At 68.7% G+C, this 22,931-nt stretch carries 16 protein-coding genes; 10 read left to right on the top strand and 6 right to left on the bottom strand.

Annotated features, from left to right (window positions below):
• Nucleotides 1–136 precede the first annotated feature (136 nt).
• The 3 genes from ACFIF2_RS03325 to ACFIF2_RS03315 all read left to right on the top strand — a co-directional run bounded on the left by ACFIF2_RS03325 (nucleotide 137) and on the right by ACFIF2_RS03315 (nucleotide 3,526).
• Nucleotides 137–1,504 carry a DUF445 domain-containing protein gene (locus ACFIF2_RS03325; RefSeq protein WP_395570925.1) on the top strand — a complete coding sequence of 456 codons (1,368 nt, stop codon included), beginning with the start codon at nucleotides 137–139 and terminating at the stop codon, nucleotides 1,502–1,504.
• An 82-nt stretch (nucleotides 1,505–1,586) separates the two neighbouring features.
• On the top strand, nucleotides 1,587–3,119 hold the full coding sequence (locus ACFIF2_RS03320; RefSeq protein ID WP_395570924.1) for an MFS transporter: 1,533 nt from the start codon (nucleotides 1,587–1,589) through the stop codon (nucleotides 3,117–3,119).
• A 44-nt stretch (nucleotides 3,120–3,163) separates the two neighbouring features.
• A complete protein-coding gene (locus ACFIF2_RS03315; protein WP_395570923.1) occupies nucleotides 3,164–3,526 on the top strand; it encodes a VOC family protein in 363 nt (120 codons plus the stop codon).
• 20 nt (nucleotides 3,527–3,546) lie between these two features.
• On the opposite strand, the gene ACFIF2_RS03310 is transcribed toward ACFIF2_RS03315, so the two are convergent.
• Nucleotides 3,547–3,849, bottom strand: a complete 303-nt coding sequence (locus tag ACFIF2_RS03310) for a hypothetical protein (protein ID WP_395570922.1) — start codon at nucleotides 3,847–3,849, stop codon at nucleotides 3,547–3,549.
• Nucleotides 3,850–4,120: 271 nt separating this feature from the next.
• Between ACFIF2_RS03310 and ACFIF2_RS03305 the strand changes: the two genes are divergently transcribed.
• Both ACFIF2_RS03305 and ACFIF2_RS03300 read left to right on the top strand, forming a co-directional pair.
• Complete coding sequence (locus tag ACFIF2_RS03305; RefSeq protein WP_395570921.1) at nucleotides 4,121–5,002, top strand: alpha/beta fold hydrolase; 882 nt, start codon at nucleotides 4,121–4,123, stop codon at nucleotides 5,000–5,002.
• Nucleotides 5,003–5,135: 133 nt separating this feature from the next.
• Nucleotides 5,136–5,609: a carboxymuconolactone decarboxylase family protein gene (locus ACFIF2_RS03300; RefSeq protein ID WP_395570920.1), complete on the top strand. Its 474-nt coding sequence runs from the start codon at nucleotides 5,136–5,138 to the stop codon at nucleotides 5,607–5,609.
• A 36-nt stretch (nucleotides 5,610–5,645) separates the two neighbouring features.
• On the opposite strand, the gene ACFIF2_RS03295 is transcribed toward ACFIF2_RS03300, so the two are convergent.
• On the bottom strand, nucleotides 5,646–6,872 hold the full coding sequence (locus ACFIF2_RS03295; RefSeq protein ID WP_395570919.1) for a cytochrome P450: 1,227 nt from the start codon (nucleotides 6,870–6,872) through the stop codon (nucleotides 5,646–5,648).
• 408 nt (nucleotides 6,873–7,280) lie between these two features.
• Complete coding sequence (locus ACFIF2_RS03290; RefSeq protein WP_395570918.1) at nucleotides 7,281–8,864, bottom strand: hypothetical protein; 1,584 nt, start codon at nucleotides 8,862–8,864, stop codon at nucleotides 7,281–7,283.
• A 552-nt stretch (nucleotides 8,865–9,416) separates the two neighbouring features.
• Between ACFIF2_RS03290 and ACFIF2_RS03285 the strand changes: the two genes are divergently transcribed.
• Nucleotides 9,417–9,899, top strand: coding sequence for a helix-turn-helix domain-containing protein (locus ACFIF2_RS03285; protein ID WP_395570917.1), 483 nt, complete (start codon nucleotides 9,417–9,419; stop codon nucleotides 9,897–9,899).
• Nucleotides 9,900–10,096: 197 nt separating this feature from the next.
• On the opposite strand, the gene ACFIF2_RS03280 is transcribed toward ACFIF2_RS03285, so the two are convergent.
• From ACFIF2_RS03280 to ACFIF2_RS03270, 3 genes are read right to left on the bottom strand one after another with little or no spacing between them, the layout of a single operon-like run.
• Nucleotides 10,097–10,393, bottom strand: coding sequence for a DUF6247 family protein (locus tag ACFIF2_RS03280; RefSeq protein WP_395570916.1), 297 nt, complete (start codon nucleotides 10,391–10,393; stop codon nucleotides 10,097–10,099).
• A gap of 42 nt (nucleotides 10,394–10,435) precedes the next feature.
• On the bottom strand, nucleotides 10,436–10,678 hold the full coding sequence (locus tag ACFIF2_RS03275; RefSeq protein WP_395570915.1) for a DUF397 domain-containing protein: 243 nt from the start codon (nucleotides 10,676–10,678) through the stop codon (nucleotides 10,436–10,438).
• Nucleotides 10,675–11,010 (bottom strand): Scr1 family TA system antitoxin-like transcriptional regulator, encoded by a 336-nt coding sequence (locus ACFIF2_RS03270; protein ID WP_395570914.1) that lies wholly within the window; start codon nucleotides 11,008–11,010, stop codon nucleotides 10,675–10,677. The genes ACFIF2_RS03275 and ACFIF2_RS03270 overlap by 4 nt, the downstream gene beginning before the upstream one ends.
• A gap of 699 nt (nucleotides 11,011–11,709) precedes the next feature.
• Here ACFIF2_RS03270 and ACFIF2_RS03265 point away from each other — a divergent pair.
• The 4 genes from ACFIF2_RS03265 to drmB are packed head-to-tail and all read left to right on the top strand — an operon-like array spanning nucleotide 11,710 to nucleotide 22,901.
• On the top strand, nucleotides 11,710–16,428 hold the full coding sequence (locus ACFIF2_RS03265; RefSeq protein WP_395570913.1) for a sacsin N-terminal ATP-binding-like domain-containing protein: 4,719 nt from the start codon (nucleotides 11,710–11,712) through the stop codon (nucleotides 16,426–16,428).
• Complete coding sequence (locus tag ACFIF2_RS03260; protein ID WP_395570912.1) at nucleotides 16,425–17,942, top strand: NERD domain-containing protein; 1,518 nt, start codon at nucleotides 16,425–16,427, stop codon at nucleotides 17,940–17,942. Before ACFIF2_RS03265 ends, ACFIF2_RS03260 begins: the two co-directional genes overlap by 4 nt.
• Entirely contained in the window at nucleotides 17,939–21,118 is a 3,180-nt protein-coding gene (locus ACFIF2_RS03255) for a helicase-related protein (RefSeq protein WP_395570911.1), read from the top strand. Before ACFIF2_RS03260 ends, ACFIF2_RS03255 begins: the two co-directional genes overlap by 4 nt.
• Nucleotides 21,099–22,901, top strand: coding sequence for a DrmB family protein (gene drmB / locus ACFIF2_RS03250; RefSeq protein WP_395570910.1), 1,803 nt, complete (start codon nucleotides 21,099–21,101; stop codon nucleotides 22,899–22,901). The genes ACFIF2_RS03255 and drmB overlap by 20 nt, the downstream gene beginning before the upstream one ends.
• Nucleotides 22,902–22,931: the final 30 nt, after the last annotated feature.

Here is a 22,931-nt window from a genome sequence, read left to right as displayed (position 1 = left end):
GTCATGGGCCGGGGAAAGGCCGTACGACCCCCGGGCGTTCCCCCTCCCGGACAGACGCCGGGAACTTGTGTTCCGTTCCGGGAGTCGGTCAGGAAGGGACAATGTGTGGGCGACGCAACAGTGAACGGTGGAGTGGATGGAACGCGTGAAGGCCGAACTACCTGACGGTTCCGGGCCGACCGGGGAGGGCGCCGGGGCGGGCGGAGGGCGCGGCGCGCCCGGTGCCGTCCGCGACCGTGCCATGACGTCGTTCAGCGCGGCCGACGAGGAGAAGCGGCGCGGCGTGCGCCGTATGAAGCTCACCGCGACGGGCCTGCTGCTGTTCGTCGCCGTGGTGTACGTCCTGGCCGAATGGGCCGCCCACCGGGGCGCGGGCGCCTGGGCGGGCTACGTGTCCGCCGCCGCCGAGGCCGGCATGGTCGGCGCGCTCGCCGACTGGTTCGCGGTCACCGCCCTGTTCCGCCACCCGCTCGGCCTGCCCATCCCGCACACCGCGATCATCCCGAAGAAGAAGGACCAGCTGGGCGTCTCGCTGGGCGAGTTCGTCGGCGAGAACTTCCTCTCCGAGGACGTCGTACGCCAGCGGCTGCGGGCCGTCGGCATCGGCAGCCGCCTCGGCGCCTGGCTCGCCGTGCCCGAACACACCGACCGGGTGACGGCCGAGCTGTCCGCCGCCCTGCGCGGCGCCCTCACCGTGCTGCGCGACTCCGACGTGCAGGCGGTCGTGGGGGAGGCGATCACCCGGCGGGCCGACGCCCAGGAGATCGCCCCCGGCATCGGCAAGCTGCTGGACCGGATCGTCACCGACGGCGGCCACAAGCGCGCCGTCGACCTGATCGTCTCCCGCGCCCACGACTGGCTGATCCTGCACGGCGACTCCGTGATGGACGCCGTCCAGGGCGGGGCGCCCGGATGGACGCCCCGGTTCGTGGACAAGAAGGTCGGCGAGCGCGTCTACAAGGAGCTGCTGCGCTTCGTCACCGAGATGCGCGACATGCCCGCCCACCCGGCGCGCGGCGCCCTCGACCGCTTCCTCGGCGACTTCGCCTCCGACCTCCAGTCCGACACGGAGACCCGCGCGCGCGTGGAGCGGCTGAAGACCGAGGTGCTGGGCCGCGGCGAGGTCCAGGACCTGATCGCGTCCGCCTGGACGGCCGTACGGTCCATGATCGTCTCGGCGGCGGAGGACGAGCGCAGCGAGCTGCGGATGCGGGTGCGGGCCTCGCTGCTGTCGCTGGGTGCCCGGATGGCCTCCGACGCCAGGGTGCAGGGCAAGGTCGACACGTGGGTGGAGAGCGCCGCGGTGTACGTGGTGACCACCTACCGCAAGGAGATCACCTCCCTGATCACGGACACGGTGGCGAGCTGGGACGCCGAGCACACCACGAAGAAGATCGAGGCGAACATCGGCCGCGACCTCCAGTTCATCCGCATCAACGGCACGGTCGTCGGCTCGCTGGCCGGGCTGCTGATCCACACGGTCTCCCGCATGCTGGGGGCGTAGCCTCCCGGGCGCGGCGACGCGGCGGGCGTGTCCCGGTCCGTCCAGGGCACAAGGGAGGCGTTCGCTCGACGGAGAGGGAGCCATGACAGCAGATTCGTCGTCCTCGGCCGCGGTGCCCGCCTCCACCGGAACCGTCACCACGGCCGTCCCCGCCCGCCTGGACCGCCTGCCCTGGTCACGATGGCACTGGATGATCGTGATCGGCCTGGGCACGGTCTGGATCCTGGACGGCCTGGAAGTCACGATCGTCGGCAACGTCGCCGGCCGCATCGCCGAGGACGGCAGCGGCCTCGACATCAGCTCGGCCCAGATCACCGGCCTCGCCGCCGCCCTGTACGTGGCGGGCGCGTGCTGCGGGGCCCTGTTCTTCGGCTGGCTGACGGACCGCTACGGCCGCAAGAAGCTGTTCATCACGACGCTGGTCGTGTACCTGGCGGCGACCGCGCTGACCGCACTGTCCTTCGAGTCCTGGTGGTTCTTCCTCTTCCGCTTCCTCACCGGCTTCGGCATCGGCGGCGAGTACGCGGCCATCAACTCCGCGATCGACGAGCTGATCCCGTCCCGCTACCGGGGCCGGGTCGACCTCATCATCAACGGCAGCTACTGGCTCGGCGCGATCGGCGGCGCGCTGCTGTCCATCGTGATGCTGGACACCGACATCTTCCCCAAAGACCTCGGCTGGCGGCTCAGCTTCGCCCTCGGCGTGGTCCTCGGCCTGGTCATCCTCCTCGTACGGCGGCACGTCCCGGAGAGCCCGCGCTGGCAGTTCATCCACGGGCAGGGCGAGAAGGCCGACGGGCTCGTGACCTCCGTCGAACAGGAGATCGAGCGGGAGAAGGGCGAGAAACTGCCGCCGCCGGCCGGTGAGATCACCATCCACCAGCGCAAGAGCATCGGCTTCGGCCTGATCGCGAAGACCGTCTTCGGCCGCTACCCGCGCCGCGCCGTCCTCGGCCTGTCGCTCTTCATCGGCCAGGCCTTCCTCTACAACGCCATCACCTTCGGCTTCGGCACCATCCTCATCACCTTCTTCGACGTGCCGACCGGCTCCACCGGCTACTACTTCGCCGTCATCGCCGCCGGCAACTTCATGGGCCCGCTTCTGCTCGGCCACCTCTTCGACACGGTCGGCCGGCGCATCATGATCTCCAGCACCTACCTGCTCTCCGGCATCCTGCTCTTCGGCACGGCGTACCTCTTCGACCGCGGCTCGCTCACCGCCACGACGATGACCGCCTGCTGGTGCGTGGTGCTGTTCTTCGCCTCGGCGGGCGCCTCCAGCGCGTACCTGACGGTCTCCGAGATCTTCCCGATGGAGACCCGCGCGATGGCCATCGCCTTCTTCTACGCCCTCGGCACCGCCGCCGGCGGCATCAGCGGCCCGCTGCTCTTCGCCGACCTCACCGAGTCCGGCGTCGTCGCCGACACGGTCCTGGCGTTCCAGATCGGCGCCGGGCTGATGTGCGCGGCCGGCCTGGTCGCCGCCTTCCTGGCGGTGAAGGCGGAACGCCGGTCGCTGGAGGACATCGCGGAGCCGCTGTCGGCGGTACGGGCGGACGCGGCGGCCCCGGCGAAGTCGGCCGGAACCCCGGGCTCCGGCACGGCGGGCGCGTAACGTCGGTCCGTACGTCCGTCATTCCGTCCGGGAGGAGCCGCCCCATGACCGTCCGCAGGATCGTGCCCGACCTCAAGGTCCGGGACGGGGAGCAGCTCCGCGCGAGCAGCGACTTCTACGGCCTGCTGGGGCTGGAGGAGGTCATGGCCATGGGCTGGGTGACCACCCTCGCCTCCCCCGCCAATCCCACGGCCCAGATCAGCCTGTTCACCGAGGAACGCACCGCGCCGCTCGTCCCCGACCTCAGCGTGGAGGTCGAGGACGTGGACGCGGTGTACGCGCGGGTGACCGCTTCGGGAGCGGAGGTCGTACGGGAGTTGCGGGACGAGGAGTGGGGCGTACGCCGCTTCTTCGTCCGGGACCCGGGCGGCCGGGTGGTCAACGTACTGACGCACCACCGGACCTGAGCCCCGCCCGGGACGGACGCTCAGGCCCTCCGGTCGGCGACCGCCCACGAGGCCAGGGCGACGGCGCCCGCGACACCGAGGACGGACGGCCAGGCGCCCACCTTCCTGGCCAGCGGGTGCGACCCGGCGAAACCGGCGACGTACGCCGCCGTCAGCGCGCCCGCCGCCTTCTCGCCGGCCCGCGCCCGCCACTGCCGCGCGGCCGCGGCGCCCGCGACGGCGAGGACGGCCCCGCCCAGCTCCCGCTTCTTCGTCCACCGGGCCACGCCGTACCCGCCGACCAGACCGCTCGCGGCGACCACCGCGCTCGGAACCCTCGCCATGTCTGCCTCCTGTCGCACCGACGGGTGCACCGACGGACGAGCCGACGGGGATACCGACGGGCGGGCCGGCGCACCGATCAACCGCAGCCGAGGCTAGCCCCCGCCGGGCGGGGCTCCCGCCCCGGGGTGAGGACCGGCCCGCCGCCCCGCCGGCGGCCCGAACCGCTCCACCGGCCGAATCCGCCGCCCTGCCCGTGACGCTCCCGGGTATGCGCTCAGTTAGGAACCACGACGGACGGTGAACGTACGAACCGAGGGAGCTGGAAGCGACATGAGCACGCAGAGCCCGGACACGGGCCGCACCCGCGCCCGGCCGGTCCTGGTGGACGGAGCCCGCCTGGCCTGCTGGGAGTCGGGACCCCCCGACGCCGAACCGGTCCTCCTCCTGCACGGCTACCCCGCGGACCACCAGTGCTGGCGCCACCAGGTGCCGCCCCTGGCACGGGAACACCGCGTCATCACCCCCGACCTCCTTGGGTGGGGAGACTCCGACCGCCCCCTGCACCTGCCCTTCGACTACGACACCGAGGTCGCGCGGCTCGGCCGGCTGCTGGACGCCCTGGAACTCGACTCGGTGAACCTGGCCGGCCACGACTACGGCGGCTTCCTTGCCCTGGGCTTCGCCCAGCGCCACCCCGAGCGCGTACGCCGGCTGGCCCTCCTCAACAGCCGCGCCCATGCCACGTTCACCCGCCCGTGGTACGCCGCCTTCAGTCTGCTCGGCCTCCTCGCCCGCACGCCCGCCCTCCGGCCGGCGGCGACGCGTGTGCCGTACGCCGCCCTCCACCGCCGGGCGCTCGTGCCGCTGGTCCGCGCGGGCCACCTCGACGCGGAACTCCTGCACACCTACGTCGACTGGATGGACACGGCACAGGGCCGCGGCTGGCTGCTCCACTACTTCCGCGACTACCGCACGCGGGTCCGCCCCGAACTGCGCCGGCGCCTGCGCGACATCGCCTGCCCGACGGCGGTCGTCTGGGGCCGCGAGGACCCTTACCTGAGTCCGACGATCGCGACCGAGCTGGCCGCGTCCGTCCCCGGCGCCGAACTGACGATGCTGGACGGCACCGGCCACTGGGTGATGGACGAACGCCCGGCCGAGGTGACGGCGGCACTGGAACGGCTGCTGTCCCGAGCCACTCCGACGGCGTGAGACGCAGGTCACACCGTACGACTTCCCGGGTCTGTCACATCGCGTCCGCGCGCTCCGTCGTAGCTGTGTACGGCCAAGAACGAACCGCCGGCAACGGCTGACCGGCACGATGACCACGACGGAGGAACCCACCATGGAAGCTCGTCTCGACCTGTTCACCAACCCGACCGCGGGCAAGCTCGTGCGGCACTTCAACTCGGCGGGCAAGGTCGTGTCGGACTCGACGCTCCCGGCCGCGGTCCAGGAGCTGGTGAAGATCCGCGCCAGCCAGATCAACGGCTGCGGCTTCTGCCTCGACATGCACACCAAGGACGCCGCGAAGGCGGGGGAGACCGCGCTGCGGCTGAACCTGATCGCGGCGTGGCGGGAGGCGAAGGTCTTCACCGACGCCGAGCGCGCCGCCCTGGAACTGACCGAGCAGGGCACCCGCATCGCCGACGCCGCCGGCGGCGTCACCGCCGAGGCGTGGGCCCAGGCGGCGAAGCACTACGACGAGGAGCAGCTGGCCGCCCTGGTGGGCCTGATCGCCCTCATCAACGCGTACAACCGCGTGAACGTCATCCTCCAGAACCCGGCGGGCGACTACGAGCCGGGCATGTTCGGCTGACGCCCCGGGTCCCGCCGCGCGCCCGCCGCCCGCCGTTCAGCGGGCGTGCAGCAGGACCGGGAGCCGCTGGTGGCCGTTGCTGATCAGGGACGGCACGGGCGGCAGCTCCCGCGCCGGGTCGGCGAGGCGGAGGTCCGGGAAGCGGCCGAAGAGGCTCTCCAGCGCGAGGGTGACCTCCATGCGGGCCAGCGGCGCGCCCAGGCAGTAGTGGACACCGTGACCGAAGGCCAGGTGGTCCTTGACCACGCGGGTGGCGTCGAAGGTGTCGGCGTCCTCGTGCCAGTCGGGATGGCGGTTGGCGGCGGCGTACGAGGCCAGGATGGCCTCCCCGCGCGCGATGGTCCGCCCGTCCGGCAGGGGGATGTCCGTGACCGCGTACCGCAGCGGCAGATGCTTGACCGCCGGTTCGTGGCGCAGCGTCTCCTCGACCACGTCCGCCCAGGTGACCACGCCCTCGCGGACCAGTTCGAGCTGGTCGGGGCGGGTCAGCAGGGTGTGGGTGGCCTGGTCGATGACGTTGACCGTGGTCTCGTAGCCGGCGCTGATCATCAGCAGCAGGGTGTCGCGCAGCTCCTGGGAGGAGAGGCTGGCGCCGTCCCCCTCGTCGTCCCGCGCGGCGATGAGCAGGGACGTCATGTCGTCGCCCGGGGTGGCGCGTTTGTCGGCGATGAGCTGGTCCATGACCTCGTACAGGCGCACGGTGTTGGCCTGCGCCTCGGCCCGGTCCAGGGTGGTGTCGAAGACACCGTCCACGAGGGCCCGGAAGCCCTCCCGCCGGTCCTCGGGCACGCCCATGAGGTGACCGATCACGGCGATGGGCAGCGGATAGGCCAGCTCCTGCCGCAGATCGACCGGTTCGCCGGCGGGGAGGTCCGCGAGCCGGTCGACGAGTCCTGCCACCGTCGCCTCGACGGCCGGCCGCATCGCGTCGACCCGGCGGGCGCTGAAGGCCGGCGCCACCAGCCGCCGCAGCTTGCGGTGGTGGGCCCCGTACGCGGTGAACATGTTCTCCACCGCCACCCACAGGGCGAGCGGCCAGGTGCCGACCACCTCACCGTAGGCGGGCCAGTGCGCGCGGGCGTCCTTGGAGACGTCCGGGCTGGTGAGCAGGTGCTTGAGGAGGACCGGGTCGCTGACCGACCAGACCCGGACCCCGAGGACGTCCACGGGGGTGGCCGGGCCGCGCTCCCGCAGGGCGCGGTGCTCGGCGTGGCGACCGGCGCCGGTGGGGTCGAGGACGAGGGCGGGCTGCTGGGTCGCCATGGCCTGGCTCCTTGGGGTGCGGCTCGCGGAGTCGGCGACGCGCACGCGAGGCGGAACGGACCGTGTGCCGACCCGGCCCGCCCCTCCAACTCCCTTGTCCGCGAGCGGTGTTCGCTTGCGGCGTCAGGAAGTGGACCATACCGCCGGCGCCCGGCGCGCGCTCACGGGTCGTGCCGGCCTCGGGACGATGGGCCAGAACCGGCCGGGTTTTGACGCGAAAGGAGGCCCCGGCGGGTCACCGCGGGTTACCCCGGGTCACCGCGGGCCCGTGGACAGCGGGTCTCCCGATTCGTGGGCGGCCGGCCTCCCGGTTCGTGGGCGGCGGGCCTCCCGATTCGTGGATGACCGGCCTCCCGGTTCGTGGACGGCGGGCCTCCCGGATCGTGGACGGCGGGCTTCCCGGTTCGCTCACCCGGAGGCCAGCTGTTCCGCGATCTCCTGGATCCAGCCCGCGGTCTTCGACGGATCGTTGAGGCTCGCCACCCAGGCGTCCTGCTCCAGCTTGTGGTCGGCGGGGCCCGCCTTGAGCGCGACGAGCAGGGCCATGCCGGACTGCCGCATCTCCTCCGTCGTCCCGCCGCTGCCGGGGATGTCGGGGCCCGCGGCCAGGGCGTAGATCTCGCGCGCCATGGCCTGGCGTTCGCCCTTCGACACCTTCTTCCAGAACTTCAGGGCGTGCTTCAGCGACTCCGAACGGGACGCCGCCTCCGCCGGGGTCTCGCCCTGCGGCGCCCAGCGGTCGGGGTGGCGGACCTCTTCGTAGCGCTTCGTGGCGGCGCGCAGCGCCTTGTACAGGGTGGCGCCGAGGACGAGTCCGGCCCCGGCCCCGGCGAGGCCCCATCCGACCGGGTTGCTCGCCAGGCCGGCCGTCCCCGCCGCCACCGCCGTCACGACGCCGGCCGCGGCCTTGGTGGACTCGCCCAGCGCGCCGCCGACCGTCTCCTTGCCGATCTTGGTGAGCTGCTTCTTCTTCGCGTACCCCTGCGCCGTGCTCAGCTTCTCCACGTCCCGTTCGGCGCGCTGGAGGGTCTCGGCGGCGTCCCGGGCCTCACCCATCGCCTCCCAGGCGGCGTCGACGGCCTCGCCGATCAGCTCCAGCCGCCCCTCGCCCTCATGTTTCCAGTACGCGTCCAGCGCGACGTACGCCTCCGCGGCGGCCCAGTCGGCCTGCTCCCGGGACTCGTTGAGGCGGGCCAGCGACGCGGCGTGGACGAGGTGCGGATCCCCCAGCTCCTTCACCTTGTGATACTTGCGGGCGGCGCCCCCGATGCGGAACACGGCCCGGGCGCTCTTCAGCGCGGCGACGGAGGCGCTGGCGATACCGCTCGCCTCGGAGGCGACCGCGGCGTCCGCCGCCTTCTGGATCTTGGTCACTTCCTTGGCGATGGCGGCACTGTAGGCCCCCGAACCGGCGGCACCGACGACCGCGTCCGTCCCCTTGGTCCTGGCCTTCTTGTTCGCCGTGTGATGGCCGGCACCGGTCCCGTGCTTCCGGGCGTCCTTCATGTTCTTGTACGCGTCCATGCCGCTGACCACCGTTCCGGTGGCCTCGGTGAGGAGGTTCCCCGACGCGGCGGAGGTCCCCGAGGCGGCGGCGGAATGCTTGAGCCCCTCGTTGGCCGCGGCGGCGGCCTGCTGGCTGAAGCCGGCGTTGGCGGGGGTCTGGACGCCCTTGATGAAGGTGTCGATGGGCTCGAGATTCTTCTTGAACCGGTCGAGTAGCCCGGCGATCCGGTCGCGGTAACTCTTCCTCTCCGCCCCGGCGGACGCGCCCTGGTTCTCCGCGCCCCCGCCCTCCGCCTCCCTGGCACGCTGCACCGCCGCGGTCGCCGCCCGGTTGCCGACGCGGGCCTGCATCCCCAGCAGGGCCCGCTCCGCCGACGTCGCGGACGACCCCCCGACCCGGCCCCCCTCCCGCCGCTGCCGCGCCGCGGCCAGCGTGGCGACGGACGGCGATGCCGAGGTGCGGTCGACCGGGGTGCGGGTGCTCATGGACGTACCTCTCCTGCGCCGGACCGAGGGAGGCGACGGTAGCGGGGGGTGGCTAACGGGAGGGGGGCGGTGGGGAAACTTCGTGGGGATGGTGGGGGGCGTGTTGTGGTGGGAGCGGGACCTGATCTCCGCTCCAGGAGACCTCAACCGCCGAAAGCCCGCCACGACGGCGGGAGCGCGGGACGATCACCCGTCACGTGTGCCACCCGAGCCCCGGACCGGCACAAGCCACGCTTCCTCGTTGATCGCGCGCCTCACGCCCACCCGACGGCTGAGCCCGGTGCCCCGCCGACGCTGCCAAGGGGCGGAGGTACGGCGGGCCACTTCACCTATTAAGACGCGTCAGGGAGGGCAGGCCGCTGACCTGCGGAATCGGTGAGGCTATGTTCCAGTTTTGGATTCGCCCATTCAGGACTGAATAGATCTCCTAAGCTATGCACCACAGAATCAGCCGACGCAGCACTGGCTCTTTCCAGTCAGCGCTGCATGCTTTCCATTCACCCTTGGGAGTACTCTGTGCGTGCGGCCCGGCGAGTGACCCGGATCGAGACCGTGAACAAGCGGACGGGTGAGGTGAACGACTTCACTCTGCACTCGTCGGTCTCGGCCGCGCACGGTCTCTGGTTCAGGGGAGGTGGCTTCACCACCATGGGATACGCGGCTCACAACGCCCTGGCGGACGCGGACCTCAGCGTCAGCGCGTACAAGCTGTTCCACAAGATGTGCGCCCTCCAGAACCGCAAGGACCACGGCCTCGTGCTCATCGAGAGCCAGTCGAAGTTCGCCGAGCAGGTGGGGATGTCGCAGGCATCCGTCTCGCGCGGCCTCAAGCAGCTCGCCGACCACGGCTTCATCTACGCCGATGGCCGCAACTGGCGTATCAGGCCCGACTTCGTCTTCAACGGGAACGGCGCGGCGCAGGGCGAGGCCGTTCGCAACATCCCCGCCGGCACTCCCGACCCGTACGCCGGTGGGCGCACGGACCTCACCGTCATCGAGGGCGGGGGCGAGGAGCAGGCCGACGGCCGGGCGTGACGCGCCGCCGCCCCGCGTCATGAGGTCTGCGGAGCTACTCTTGCGTACCTCTATGCCGTCCTGCAGGCGAAGGCCCAGCAGCACTCCGAGTCGAGGCACCAGCTCCAGCTCCCGCCGCAAGGTCTCCAGTGCCTGCTCCGCGCCGAGATCCTTCGCCCGTTGAGCCGCTCGCGCCGTCACGACAGCGATGACACCGGTCATTCGCCCCGCGCCTCCCGCTTCAACCGCGCAGTCAGGTCGATGCCCTCCTGGAGGGCGATGTCGAAGTCCGGGTCCTGATAGAGGCGGATCCTGCCCCGGTAGTCGACGATCACCGTGGCCACGGCCTCGAGGTCCGTCTCCGTCGATGCTTCGAGCGCCCGCTGGAGATCGGCCTCGAAGCTCTCCCTGTCGCCGGGAAAACCGTGCCCGGAGCGCAGAGCGGCTCTTATGTCGCCGATGGTCCTCAACGGCAGCGATGCAGGAACACCGGTCTCCGCGTGCTGGGCGCTCACGATCATCCGCTCCTCGGTCTCCTCGGTTCTGCTTGGAGTCTCCTACAGGTCCTGGCAGGCTGCGGGTCCGATCCGACGCCTCACGCCCTGCCCCACGGCACGTGTGAAGGCGCGCCATGCCGGTGCCCTCACCTCGGTGATCACCTGGTAGCCGATCTTCGTGTCGCGCACGAACACCAGGTCATCGACAGGGGCGCGCTCGACGCATTCACCTCCCGTGCCATTGCTGTAGGAGGACTTGATCCACGTGCGTGGCGGCTCTGCGCCACCGATTTCACTGTTCACCGTGAGTGTTCCTTCACGTGTTCCAGTTGAGCCCGCATCCGTGCTCGATCGCCGAAGACTCTGCGTACGGCCCTCAAGCTCACGACGAACCAACAGTCCGGCCCTCGAGCCCTTGAGCATCGTCTGCCGTTCCATCCTGACGCGTACGGCCCGGTCGATGTCCTAGAGCGACATGCAGGAGCCGCAGTGTGGAGTTTGCGGATGTACGCCCTCGGTCTTGAGGAGTCCGGGCAGGACTTCGCACCGGTACTGTCCGCGGTGTGGCGGCGGGCCCCGGCCTCGGACGCCTTGGCGTCTTCCCGGGACTTGTACGTGTCGCTGCCACTTACCACGGCGCCAACGGCCTCCGTGAGCAGGTTCCCCGACGCGGCGGAGGTCCCCGAGGCAGCGGCGGAGAGCTTAAGCCGGTCGTTGACCGTGGTGGCGGCCTGCTGGGTGAAGCCCGCGTTGGCGGGGATCTGGACGCCTTACCACGGACGTCCGTGCCGGGGTGCGGTGAACCGGGGTGCTCATGGATGCGCCTCTCCCGGACCGGACCGAGAGAGGGGCAGGTGACGGGGCCAGCGGACGGGGGGCGGGGAGCTTTTGCTGGTGCTCGGGATACGTGTTCTCATCCCGTGACCAAGACAGGAGTCGCTCTTGCCTGGCTTCATCCGGTTCCTGCCCTGCCCGCGCGAGCACTTCCACGCCTGCGACGGTTGGGTACGTCCTCCCACTTGAGTCGACCTCAAGTGTTACTGAGCCACTGGCATCCTGGAACTCGCTGAGTGACCGTGGACACCGACCCGTGATGTACCTGCGCCTTACAAGTTGTGGAGATTTGACGTAGGTTCTTAACCCCCTGCCTCGGAGACTGATCCAGTGATAACTGGTCGGGTTGTCAGTGGATGCGTCTACAGTCCGTGGCAGGTCGGCGGTGTGGTGCGTGACACATCGTCGGTGAACATGGTGATCGACGTTTCAGGAGCCATGCAGATGCGGCTTTGGCAGTGGTGCGTTGCTGTGTGAGCGGGGGGGGCGGTGTAAGCGTGGTGACGAATCGAGCCGGTTGGATTCCCGACGAGCGTCTGGTTCGCGAGGTCGACGACCTCTTCGAGCGGGCTACCAACTCGTATCGTGCTAACTCGAACCTGATCGCAGAACATGCCAATCAGGAGGAGTCCATCCGAGTCGGCGGTTACTCGAACCGCACGCTACTGGAGCTGGTTCAGAACGCGGCCGACGCGATGTCGGGAGCCGTCGAGCACGAGGAGGGGGCCGGGCGGGTCGAGATCGTCCTCGACCTCGATCGCCAGACCCTGTACTGCGCGAACGCCGGGCGTCCGTTTTCGCGTAGCGGCCTCACCACGCTCGCCCACGCGCACCTCAGCGGTAAGAGAGGTGATGAGATCGGGCGCTTCGGACTCGGGTTCAAGTCGGTGCTCGCGGTCACCGACGCTCCGCAGGTGTTCAGCCGGTCGATCGCCTTCGAGTTCAACTCTCCCAAGGCGAAGGCGGCGCTCGCGGCGATCGCCCCCATCTCCAAGAGGCTGCCGGTCCTGAGGACCCTGACGCGGATCGATGCCGACGCCGAGTTCGCCGAGGACCCGATCCTGGCCGAGCTGGCGGAGTGGGCGGTGACGATCGTCAGACTGCCGCATGCGTCGAGGTTGGAGAACCTCCGGAAGGAGATCGAGGAATTCCGCTCCGAGTTCCTCCTTTTCGTCAACTCGGTGCGCGAGGTCCGGCTCCGGGTCGTCGGTTCCGACGCCGACTTCGTGACGAGCCACGTGTCGCGTGACCTCGGTGACGGTAGGTTCCGCATCGAGCGCCCCGACGGTGACCACGACGAGTGGTACGTCGAAAACCGGATGCACGCACCCAGCCCCGAGGCGCGGACCGAGGTCGGTGAAGCGGTGTCGCGTGACCGGATGAAGGTCACCGTCGCCGTGCCGGCACGGTTCGCCCAACTGAGGACGGGCGAGTTCTGGTCGTATTTTCCGCTCCAGGACAGGACGTCGGCGTCCGCCCTCTTCAACGCCCCTTGGAGCGTCAACGACGACCGCACCACGCTGCTCGCGAACACGTACAACCGGGAGATCCTCGTGACTCTCTCCGGGATGTTCCTCGACATGTTGCCGAAGGTCTCGTCCGTCGACGATCCTGCGGCGCACTTGGACTACATGCCTGCACGTGGTCGCGAGACCCACTCGTTCGGCGATGAGATCCTCTGCGCTCATATCCCGCAGCTCGGATGCGAAAGGGCTCTGATCCCCGACGCTGCAGGTGCACTGCGCACGCCGCCGGAGCTTCGTCCTCTCGACTTCCGCGTCAGCGAGGCGTCCGAGCGCGACCACGAAGAGTGGATCAGGTCGCCCCACACCAGCGACGATGTGCCGCACTGGCGTTGCTACGCCAGCAATCAGCGTATGACCCGTCTGCGGACGCTTTACGTGTGCAGTGTCTCCTCCGCCTTCGTCGACTCGCGGCCGAGGGATGAGGCGAAGGCGCTGGAGAAAGTACGCAAGAGAGGCGTCCTGTCGTGGCTGCGCGAGTGGGCGGAGGGGACCGACACGGCCTCTGCCGCGAAGGCGCTCGACTTCGTGCTGCGGAATCCCAAAGTCGACGGCATCGGATCCGCGAAGGTCATACCCACGACCGACGGCATGAAGTCCGTCAAGGATCGCGGTCAGGTCTTCCTCCATCGTGTGGAGGGCATCGAGGTCGCAGGATCGTGCTTCGTCGATCCGGATCTTCTAGCCGTTCCCGGCGTCGAGAAGAAGCTCGGTGACAGGGGTTTCCGGGATCTGGACCCGCTCGCGATGTTCGAGGCCAGGATGGCCAAGCTGTCGCCGGAGTCGGAGGACGACGAGCTTGCGAAATTCTGGGACGCGGCCATCGACGTGCCCATCGCGCAGGCGCAGAAGGTCGTGGCGGGCAACAAGACGGGTGTCCTCAAGGTTCCGACACGCGACGGCGGCTGGGCGGCGCCCGAGTACGTGCTGGACGTCGACGGACTCGGTGACGGCATTGCCGACCGAGTGTTGGACAGGACGACGTGCGTTCCCCAGGTCGCCCATGCAGCAGGCGTCATCACAGAACCTGTGGCTTCGTACTCGGTCGAAGACGAGGTCCATTTCGACGACTACTGCCAGTACGTCCTGGACGAGCTGAACCGGAGGCTGGGGCCCGGGGAGCGCCCCGTCGAAGAGGTCGAGTTCGATAGGGGCGATGGTCCGGGTCCGTTCTCGGCGCTCCTGATGCTGAAGGAGACGGAGGCGCCCGAGGGTATCCGCGAGCATTGGACGGAGAGGCTGCTCAGGCTCGACGAGACGGGGCACTGGCTTTGCACGGACGTCGACACGAGCCTCACTCATCGGGTCGTCTCCCCCGTGCGATGGGCGGTGGGCCAGGCCGGCCTGCTGAAGTCGACCCGCGGTTACCTGGCTCCGGGGCACGTCGTTTCCGCGTCGCTCGTCGAGTACGAGGCCCTGCTGCCTCTCTTCCGCGGACCGCGCCACGTCGAGGACGCGCTGGCACTGCCGAAGGCACTGGACGAAGTCCCGGCGGAAGTCATGCGCGAAGCGCTCCTCGCGGAGGTCACCAAGCCGATCAAGAACGGGGCCTTGACGGGGTTCGTCCTCACTGCCGGCAGGATCGCATTCCCGGAGGGGCGTCCGGCACTCATCCCCGCCAGGGTGGGACGTGTCATCGAGGCGAGGCGACCCGACGCGGTGTACTTGGCGACGACGGAGGAGGAGCGCGCGTTCCTCAGCATGAGGCAGAAGCCGTACCTCAAGGCGGACCCGGACGAAGCGGAGCTGCTCGTCGAGGCGGTCGGATGCCGCCGGTTCGAGGACAGCTTCTCTTTCTCGCTGTTGGTCGACGGCCGGCAGGGCGAGGAGCGCGTCATCGACTTGTACGCCGGGCTGCGTTCGACGTTCGTCGAGGACAAGGTCGTGAACGCGACCGTGGCGAAGGCCGTCCAGATCACGAAACGCGTGACCACCGAGGACGGCGTCGAGGACCAGACGCTCGAGTGGCATCTCGAGGGGCTGACTCTTGTGGTCCATGCCGACCTCGACGAAGAGCGCGTTCTGCAGATCGTCAACGGCGCGTTCGACCTGCGTCTGTCGAACGCCGAGCTGAACAACATCCTCCGAGCACGTGCAGACCAACGTCTGGAGGAACAGCGGCAAGCCGCCCGGGCTGCAACCGGTGATGCGGAGCGCCTGGAGATCTTCTTCGGCGACGACACGCTGAAGGAGTGCCTGCCGAAGGGGCTCTGGCAGGCACTCGAAGGGCAGGGCCTGGTGGACGACTCCACGTCCGTTGCGGAGCTCTTCCTGACGGTCTACGGCAGCGACTCGATCAGATTCCTCAAAGATCAATTCAGCGTCGAGGGGTACACGGACGTTCCCACGGCGTGGGCGGGGGGAGCGTCGACCGTCGCCTGGCTCCGGAAGATGGGATTCGGCACCCAGTATGCCGGACGCCGCAGTCGGCACCAGGACGAGGAGTTCGTCGTGCCCGGTGCCGTGAGGCTCAACCCTCTGCACGATTTCCAGAAGGAGATCAGCCGGGAGCTGAAGGAGGTTCTGACGTCCCGGGAAGCGGACGGGCGCGCACGCAAGGGCATGGTGGAACTTCCGACGGGAGCCGGAAAAACTCGCGTCGCCACCGAAACCGTGCTGCGGCTCTTCGTCGACGGCGACGTGAGCGGAACCGTGATCTGGATCGCGCAGTCGGAGGAGCTCTGCGAGCAGGCGGTGCAGACGTTCGAGACCGTCTGGCGATGGCTCGGCGACGAGCGTCCGTTGACCATCGGCAGGCTCTGGAACTCCAACGTGGTCCACGAGCCCGACACCGAGTTCAGCGTGGTCGTGGCCACCGACGCCAAGCTCGACAGGGTTGCCGACACCCCCGAGTACGAGTGGCTCAGTCGCGCGTCCGCGGTGTTCATCGACGAGGCGCACCGGGCGGGCGGGTCGAAGATGTACACGAAGATCCTCAGGTGGCTCGGAGTCGACGGCCGTAGCTGGGAGCGGCCTCTGGTGGGCGTCTCGGCCACCCCGTTCAAGGGGAAGAGCGACGTCGTCACCAAGCCGACGGAGGAGCTGGCGGCCCGCTTCGGCCACCACATCATGAGGGCCTTCGGAGGCAACGCCTACGAGGAGCTGTCGAAGAGGGGCGTCCTCGCGCGGGTTCGACACGAGGTGCTGAAGGGCGTGGACGTCGCGCTGAAGCCGGATGAACTCGAGCAGGTGCAGTCGTGGCGCAAACTCGAGCCCAAGGTTCTCGACCGCATCGGGCGGGACCAGGCCCGCATGCGGATCCTCGTGGAGGACATTCTTCGCCGGGACCCGGAATGGCCGATCCTCGTGTTCACTCCGAACGTCCTGTCCGCCCAGGTCCTCGCCGCCACGCTTCGTTACCGGCAGGTCGCGGCCGAGGCGGTCAGCGGCCAGACCGGACGGCAGGCACGCCGTGACGTAATCGAGAAGTTCAAGAAGGGGGAGATCCGGGTCCTGGCCAACTGCGATCTGTTGATCCAGGGCTTCGACGCACCGGGTGTCCGGGCCCTGTACATCGCGAGGCCGACGTTCAGCCCCAGCGCGTACATCCAGATGGCCGGCCGCGGGCTGCGCGGACCCGCGAACGGCGGCAAACCGGAGTGCCTCATCGTGGACGTCGCCGACAACTTCGGGGCGGTCAACGATTTCCTGGGATACCGCGCGTACGAAGACCTCTGGCGAAAGCAGGGAGCATGATCCTGGTACCGGATCTCGCCGACGTCGAGACGACGACCACCAGCAACGCCGAACGGCGGGTGGCGCGACTACTGCGGGCGATCGACGGGCCCCACGGGGCGGTCGCCTTCCACTCGGTGAAGCTGCGGAGTCATGCCGTCAAGCAGCAGGGGGAAGCCGACTTCGTCGTGCTCTGGGACGGTGTCGTCGTCATCGTCGAGGTCAAGGGCGGGGGCGTCAGGAAGTACGACGGCGTCTGGTACTCGATCGACCGCCACGGTGACTGGAAGAAGCTGCGCGAGTCCCCGATGGACCAGGCGCAGTCGGCGATGTACGCGTTGCGCGGCATTCTTCAGGAGGAAGGCGTCGGTTGGTTCGCGACCGAGGCCGTCGCCCTCACCCCCGACATCGACGCGCCTCCGGCCGCGGTCGAGTGGAAGGGGAGCCACTGGTGGGCCAGGGACCAGATGACCATCGCGGCGATGACGGAAGCCTTCGAGAAGGTCGCCGATGAGGCCAGGACCGCACCCTTCGGAGTCAGGATCGCTCGGTCCGAGACCCTGCGGGCGCGCCTCTTCGGCGAGTTCACGCGGATGCCCGTTATCGATGCACAGCGGGGCGCCGTCCTGGAGGAGCAGAACCGGGCGACCGAGGGGCAGGCACGGGTCCTGGCCGCGCTCTCCCGAAACCCGAGGATGCTCGTCTTCGGCGGTGCGGGCACCGGAAAGTCCCTGGTGCTGGTGGAAGGCGCGAAGCAGGAGGCGGGCGAGGGAAAGTCGGTTCTCATCACCTTCCACTCACCCGCCCTCGTCGACTTCTTCGGTCCGCGGATCGAGGGCAGAGACATCGATCTTCTTCCGTTCGCGGACTTGTCAGGTGACAAGCAGTACGACGTCGTCTTCGTCGACGAGGCGCAGGACCTTATGAACGCCGAGGGTATGGACGCACTGGACTCCGTGATCCGCAGGGGTCGCGAGGGCGGTCGGTGGAGGATGTTCCTGGATCCGAACAACCAGGCGCGCGTCGACGGCGAATTCGACCCTGATGTCTGTGAGCTGGTCCAGCAGGAGGCGCTCCAGTACGACCTGGACCGGAACGTCCGCAACACCCGGGCGATCGTCCACGTCGTGCAGGAATACCTGGGCGCCGACGTCGGAGACCCGGGCATCGTCCACGGTGACCGAGTGGAATGGCGGTGGTCCGATGAGACGGCCGACGTCGACGCGGCGGAATCCGTGGCCCGGGACCTCGTCGCGGACGGCGCCCGTCGTCAAGACATCTGGATCATCAACGTCTCCGAGGGCACCGAGCCTTATAGAAGCGAGGCCGGGTTCCTCGTGACGAACCCGCGGTTCGCCAAGGGGCTGGAAGCAGAGCACGTCATCGTCTGCGGCCTGCCCCGTGAGTACGACGATCGGGGCCTGGCCGCCTTCTACGTGGCAGTCACGAGGGCGCGGGTCACGCTCCACGTGATCGCGTCCAAAGAAGACAAGAAGCGGCTCCAGGCTCTTCTTCGGAAGCAGGTCTGCAAGTGAACCTCACCGTGGCTCAGAAGAAGGCCCTGGAACACCTTCGAGAGTCCTACGTAGGGCCCGAGGCGGGCGATGACGAGGTCACGACGAACCTGCCTCACCGGCAGTACGCCGTCGGCATGCTGTTCCCGGTCGAGGCCGGGAATCGAGGGACTCACGGCGGCGGAGACACGGACGAAGACGTTTCCGCCGACGTCCCGGACGGCGAGGTGGAGGAGAGCGGCGCCGGGGTCCCCCTGGCAGAGGACTGGAGGCCCTCGTCCGTCGCGATCTCCTTCGTCACCGACGGCGATTCCGTCGACGTCGACTTCTCGTGCGGCACGTACGCCGTCGTCGACGGGGACGGGCCACCCGGATGGCGGCGTACTCCGTTCTCCGCCGGCGTCATCGAGCTCCGGCGGGAGAAAAAGATTGAGCGCCTGTCCGTGGGGGGTGTTTCGGTCGAGGTCGGATCGCGCTGGCGAGTCTTCGGGGGAAACTCGTTGGTCACCGTCCATGTACGGGTTCTGACCGAGTCCACGGGTGACGACCGTCTCGACATCCCCGGGATGCTGTTCCAGGTCCGTCTGGCCGTCACTCCGCCCGCTGGTGCAGAGATCCTGGAGTACGACACGACGCGTTCGTTCGACGCCGATCCGGAAGCCGCCGAGCTGCGTCTGCGGTACCGCAACCGAAAGGTCTACGCGGTCGGGCATGGAATGGCCGCGGACTGGGAGTTCACGGCTGGCCGTTGCACACGGATCTTCCTCGAACCCGTCCCGGCGTTCGTGGTGCCCGCCGTCGAGACCACGGGGTTCGACGAGGGGACGGCCGAAGCCGGGGCCTTGGAGCTGAGGCACCTCCAGCAGATCGACGAGGACCCCGGAGCGGTACTGCAATCGTTGGACGCCTTCGTCGAGGCGTTCGCCGGCTGGGCTTCCCGGCAGATGGAACGGGCGGAAGCGTTCGGCGACGACAAAGCCGTGGCCGTCCGTATCGCCGAACGTTCGGAGAACACGGTCGGCAGGATGAAGAAGGGCGTCGATCTCCTCCGGTCACCGGAACAGCAACATCTCCGAACGGCATTCTCACTCGGCATGGCCGCCATGCGCCTTCAGATGCGGCAGGGGGCGATCAACCGTGGGGAGCCGGAGGACCAGGTGCGGGAACCGGAGTGGCGGCCGTTCCAACTCGGCTTCCTGCTAGTCTCGCTGGCTTCCACCGTTGACGAGAGGCACGAGGACCGGGGACTCGTCGACCTCATCTGGTTTCCGACCGGTGGTGGTAAGACGGAGGCATACCTGGGTCTCGCCGCGATCGAGGTCTTCCGCCGACGGCTCGACCACGGTACGGCCGGTGGGGGAACCGCCGTCATCACCCGCTATACCCTGCGGCTCCTGACCGCTCAGCAATTCCAGCGGGCCGCGGCATTGGTCTGTGCGATGGAGAGGTTGCGGGCCACGGACGGCCGGGCGAAGGGGATGGCGCCCTTCTCGATCGGTCTGTGGGTCGGCAACGAAGTCACCCCCGGTACGCGTGGAGAGGCGCGTGACGCGCTCAAGCGTCTTCAGAAGGCGGCGCGTCCGGAAGAGGCGAACGAGTTCCAGGTCGAGAGCTGCCCGTGGTGTTTGACGCCGATGGTGCCGAAGCTCAGGAGCGACAAGCCGCATGACTACGGCATGCGTCTGGTAGGACCGGACGTCGTACTCCATTGCGTCGACGAGTCGTGCGAGTTCACCGACGGGCTTCCGCTCGCGGTCGTCGACGAGGTGCTGTACGAGGAACCGCCCACGATCCTGCTGGCCACCGTCGACAAGTTCGCACGTCTTCAGTTCAAGCCGGAAGCCGGGAGGCTGCTCGGTCTCGGGACCATTTTCAAGCAACCGTCCCTGATCATTCAGGATGAGTTGCACCTGCTCTCGGGGCCGCTCGGGACCACCGTCGCCGTTTTCGACGCGGTGATCCAGCTCCTGCTGAGCCGGTCGGGGGTCAGCCCCAAGATCGTGGCTTCGACGGCCACCATCCGCGCGTCCGAGGAACAGGTGGGAGGGCTCTACGGACGAAAAGTCGCCCTGTACCCGCCGTCGGGGCTCGACGACGACCGGACGTTCTTTTCCCGCCCCGTCGAGAGCGGAGAAGGGCGTCTCTACGTCGGTTTGATGCCGCAGTCGGTCTCGCAGCCGTCGGCCGTCATCGCCGCCGTCACCCCCATGGTGGAGATGCCGGAGGCACTCGCCGCCCGCGCTCCGTCCGCCGCGCCACGGGACGCGTACTGGACACTGGTCATGTACCACAACAGCCTCCGCGAGCTCGGGCGTACCGGAACGCTGGTCGTCGACGACGTCAACGGCCGTCTGGAGCCTCGTGCCGAAAGGCTCGGTTTCCCGCTGCGTCCCGTCAGGGCCGGAAAGGTCCTCGAACTGACGAGTCGCCGCGGAGCGGAGGAGCTGCCGAACGACCTCCGTGCGCTCCGGATCGGGGTCGACGATTCGTCGGACGCCGTGGACGTGGTCCTCTCGTCGAACATGCTCTCCGTGGGCATCGACATTCCGAGGCTCGCGCTGATGCTCATGGTGGGGCAGCCGAAGACCACGGCCGAGTACATCCAGGCCACCAGCCGTGTCGGGCGGGGAGACACGCAAGGCGTCGTCGTCACGCTGTTCCGGTCGAGCAGGGCCCGCGACCGATCGCACTTCGAGACCTTCCGCGGTTATCACGAGGCTCTTTACCGGAGCGTAGAGCCCACGAGTGTCACGCCGTGGTCGTTGGCCTCGCGCAACCGCTCGCTCGCGGGCGCACTCGTGGCGCTGTTGAGGCAGTCGTTCAGCGCGCTCGCCCCGAACGACGCCGCGGGTCGGCTCGACCTCGGGGACGACAAGATCCGCGAAGCGGTCGACCGACTCGTCGACGGGTTTCTCGGTTACGTGACGCGCGCCGACGGTCTCGAAGCGGAGGAGACGCGCTCTGCGGTGGGCAGCCTTCTAAGGGATTGGGACCGGCGGGCGGCACAGGCACGCGAGGCGGACGAGCCGCTGTACTACCAGCGCACGAAGAAGGATCAAGCAGCTCTGTTGAAGAGGTTCGGTCAGCCCGGAGAAGGGTGGCTCGTCGGAGACTCGATGAGGTCTGTGGAGCCAAACGTGGCGGTCGAGGTCCAGGAGCCGCAGGAGGAGGTGCACCGTGGAGAAGATCAGGCATGACCTGCGCCTCTCCGAGACGATCTCGCCGTTCGGTGTGGGAGCGATCGTCGACGTCCGGGGTGAGTCGCTCATGGCGCCGGACACGTCCTGGTGGGACAAGAGATTCGCCCATGAGATCAGCTGTGAGCGTCTGATGGCGCGCCTCGGTGCCGGCGTCCTCAGGCAACCGCCGGAACATGCGGGTCGCGCCGGCAAGGACACTCCCGCGTTGCCCTACTGGCGCTTTCCCGCTTGGCGGTTCTGCGAACGCTGCGACAACCTCTCGAAGCTGACCGGGAAAAAGAAAGGTAAGTGGAGTAACGCCTGTGAGTGTGGCGGCGTGCTCGTACCGATGCGCTACATCGCCGTCTGTGAGAAGGGCAGCCACGCCCAGGACGTCAACTGGTTCAAGTGGGCGCATCGTGGGCGCGGGGCGAGCCTGAGCGAAGCGGTCCGTTTCTGCCGCGATTACAAGGCGCTCAGGTTCCACAAGCTGGCCACCCGTGGCGAAGGTCTCGCGGCGTTGGTGGTGAAGTGTTATGGATGCGGAAACGAGCGCAGGCTCGCGGAACTCGTGACGAAGGGGGCTCTGCACCGGGACGGGATCCGTTGCGCGGGGCGGCAACCCTGGGAGCCGGAGGACTCCGTCAAGAAGCCCTGCCCGTACGAGCTGGTCGCCGTTCAGCGCGGTGCCACGGGCAACTACATCGCCGAGAGGATCTCGGCTCTCGACATACCGGAGGAACGTCCGCAGTCCGCGGAGGCGTCCGACAAGATCCGCGGACACGTGTTCTTCGAGAAGGTGGTGACGGACAACGGCGGGCCCCTGTCGGAGCAGGTGGCGGAGTGGATCGCCGACGATCTCGGAGTTATGCCGGAAACCGTCCTCGCCGTGGCGGCGGGGGAGGAGACCGCACCGGACGAGATGCTGCTCGATCTCAAGGATGGTGAGTGGGCGGCGTTCCTGAAGAAGCTGGACGGTGGACGCGACGGTTCGGGAAGCGACTTCGTCGTCGACGGACGAAGCCTCGGAGGCGTCACAGGACCGCAGAGTCTGCTCGGCAAGATCAGCGGCATCGGGCAGGTGCGCAGGGTCCGTGAGGTCCGTGCTCTACGAGGATTCCGGCGTCATGACGCAGAAGCGGCGATGATCAGCGTTGATCTGGGCTCGGACCAGCGGCGTTGGCCCACCTACCCGGCGATCGAGCTGTTCGGGGAGGGGATCTTTCTGCGGTTCGACGAGCGGAAGCTCGCCGAGTGGGAGGCGCAACCGGAGGTGGAGGCACGCGCCGGCATTCTCAAGGAGCGCAGGGCCGACTCTCCCTGGGCCGGCCGCCTCGACATGCCGGAACCCAGGTACATCGCCCTGCACACGCTGGCGCACCTGCTTATCCGGCGACTGGCGTTCGCAAGCGGTTATGCATCCGCCGCGCTGCAGGAGCGGATCTACGCGAACTCCGACCGTACGGACAAGACCGCCGGGATCTTGATCTACACCGCGGCGGGGGACGCTCAGGGGACCCTCGGCGGCCTCGTCAGACTCGGGGCCCCCGAGAAGTTGATCCCGCTCCTGGTGGCCGCTCTGGACGACGCGGATATCTGTTCCAACGACCCGGTCTGCATCGAGAGCGATCGGCAGGGAGCCTCGCAGCTGAACCTATCGGCCTGCCACGGTTGCTCCCTGGTGAGCGAGACTTCCTGCGAAACCGGAAACCGGCTGCTTGATCGACAGCTGGTGCTGGGCGGAAGCGATGTGAGGGGACTCTTGGACGATGTTCTGGCGGAGGTCCGACAGCCAAGTTGATGTGGCGGCCGTCCTGTGACGCGCAACGTA

It is taken from the genome of Streptomyces sp. BK79 (assembly GCF_044142145.1).
GTDB lineage: Bacteria > Actinomycetota > Actinomycetes > Streptomycetales > Streptomycetaceae > Streptomyces.
Note: the sequence above shows the minus strand (reverse complement) of the source record. Positions and strands in the feature narration are given on the sequence as shown.

Excerpts from the sequence above, each read along its gene's own strand:
- ACFIF2_RS03325 (WP_395570925.1), top strand. The coding sequence starts at position 137 with ATGGAACGCGTGAAGGCCGAACTACCTGACGGTTCCGGGCCGACCGGG.
- ACFIF2_RS03320 (WP_395570924.1), top strand. The coding sequence starts at position 1,587 with ATGACAGCAGATTCGTCGTCCTCGGCCGCGGTGCCCGCCTCCACCGGA.
- ACFIF2_RS03315 (WP_395570923.1), top strand. The coding sequence starts at position 3,164 with ATGACCGTCCGCAGGATCGTGCCCGACCTCAAGGTCCGGGACGGGGAG.
- ACFIF2_RS03310 (WP_395570922.1), bottom strand. The coding sequence starts at position 3,849 with ATGGCGAGGGTTCCGAGCGCGGTGGTCGCCGCGAGCGGTCTGGTCGGC.
- ACFIF2_RS03305 (WP_395570921.1), top strand. The coding sequence starts at position 4,121 with ATGAGCACGCAGAGCCCGGACACGGGCCGCACCCGCGCCCGGCCGGTC.
- ACFIF2_RS03300 (WP_395570920.1), top strand. The coding sequence starts at position 5,136 with ATGGAAGCTCGTCTCGACCTGTTCACCAACCCGACCGCGGGCAAGCTC.
- ACFIF2_RS03295 (WP_395570919.1), bottom strand. The coding sequence starts at position 6,872 with ATGGCGACCCAGCAGCCCGCCCTCGTCCTCGACCCCACCGGCGCCGGT.
- ACFIF2_RS03290 (WP_395570918.1), bottom strand. The coding sequence starts at position 8,864 with ATGAGCACCCGCACCCCGGTCGACCGCACCTCGGCATCGCCGTCCGTC.
- ACFIF2_RS03260 (WP_395570912.1), top strand. The coding sequence starts at position 16,425 with ATGATCCTGGTACCGGATCTCGCCGACGTCGAGACGACGACCACCAGC.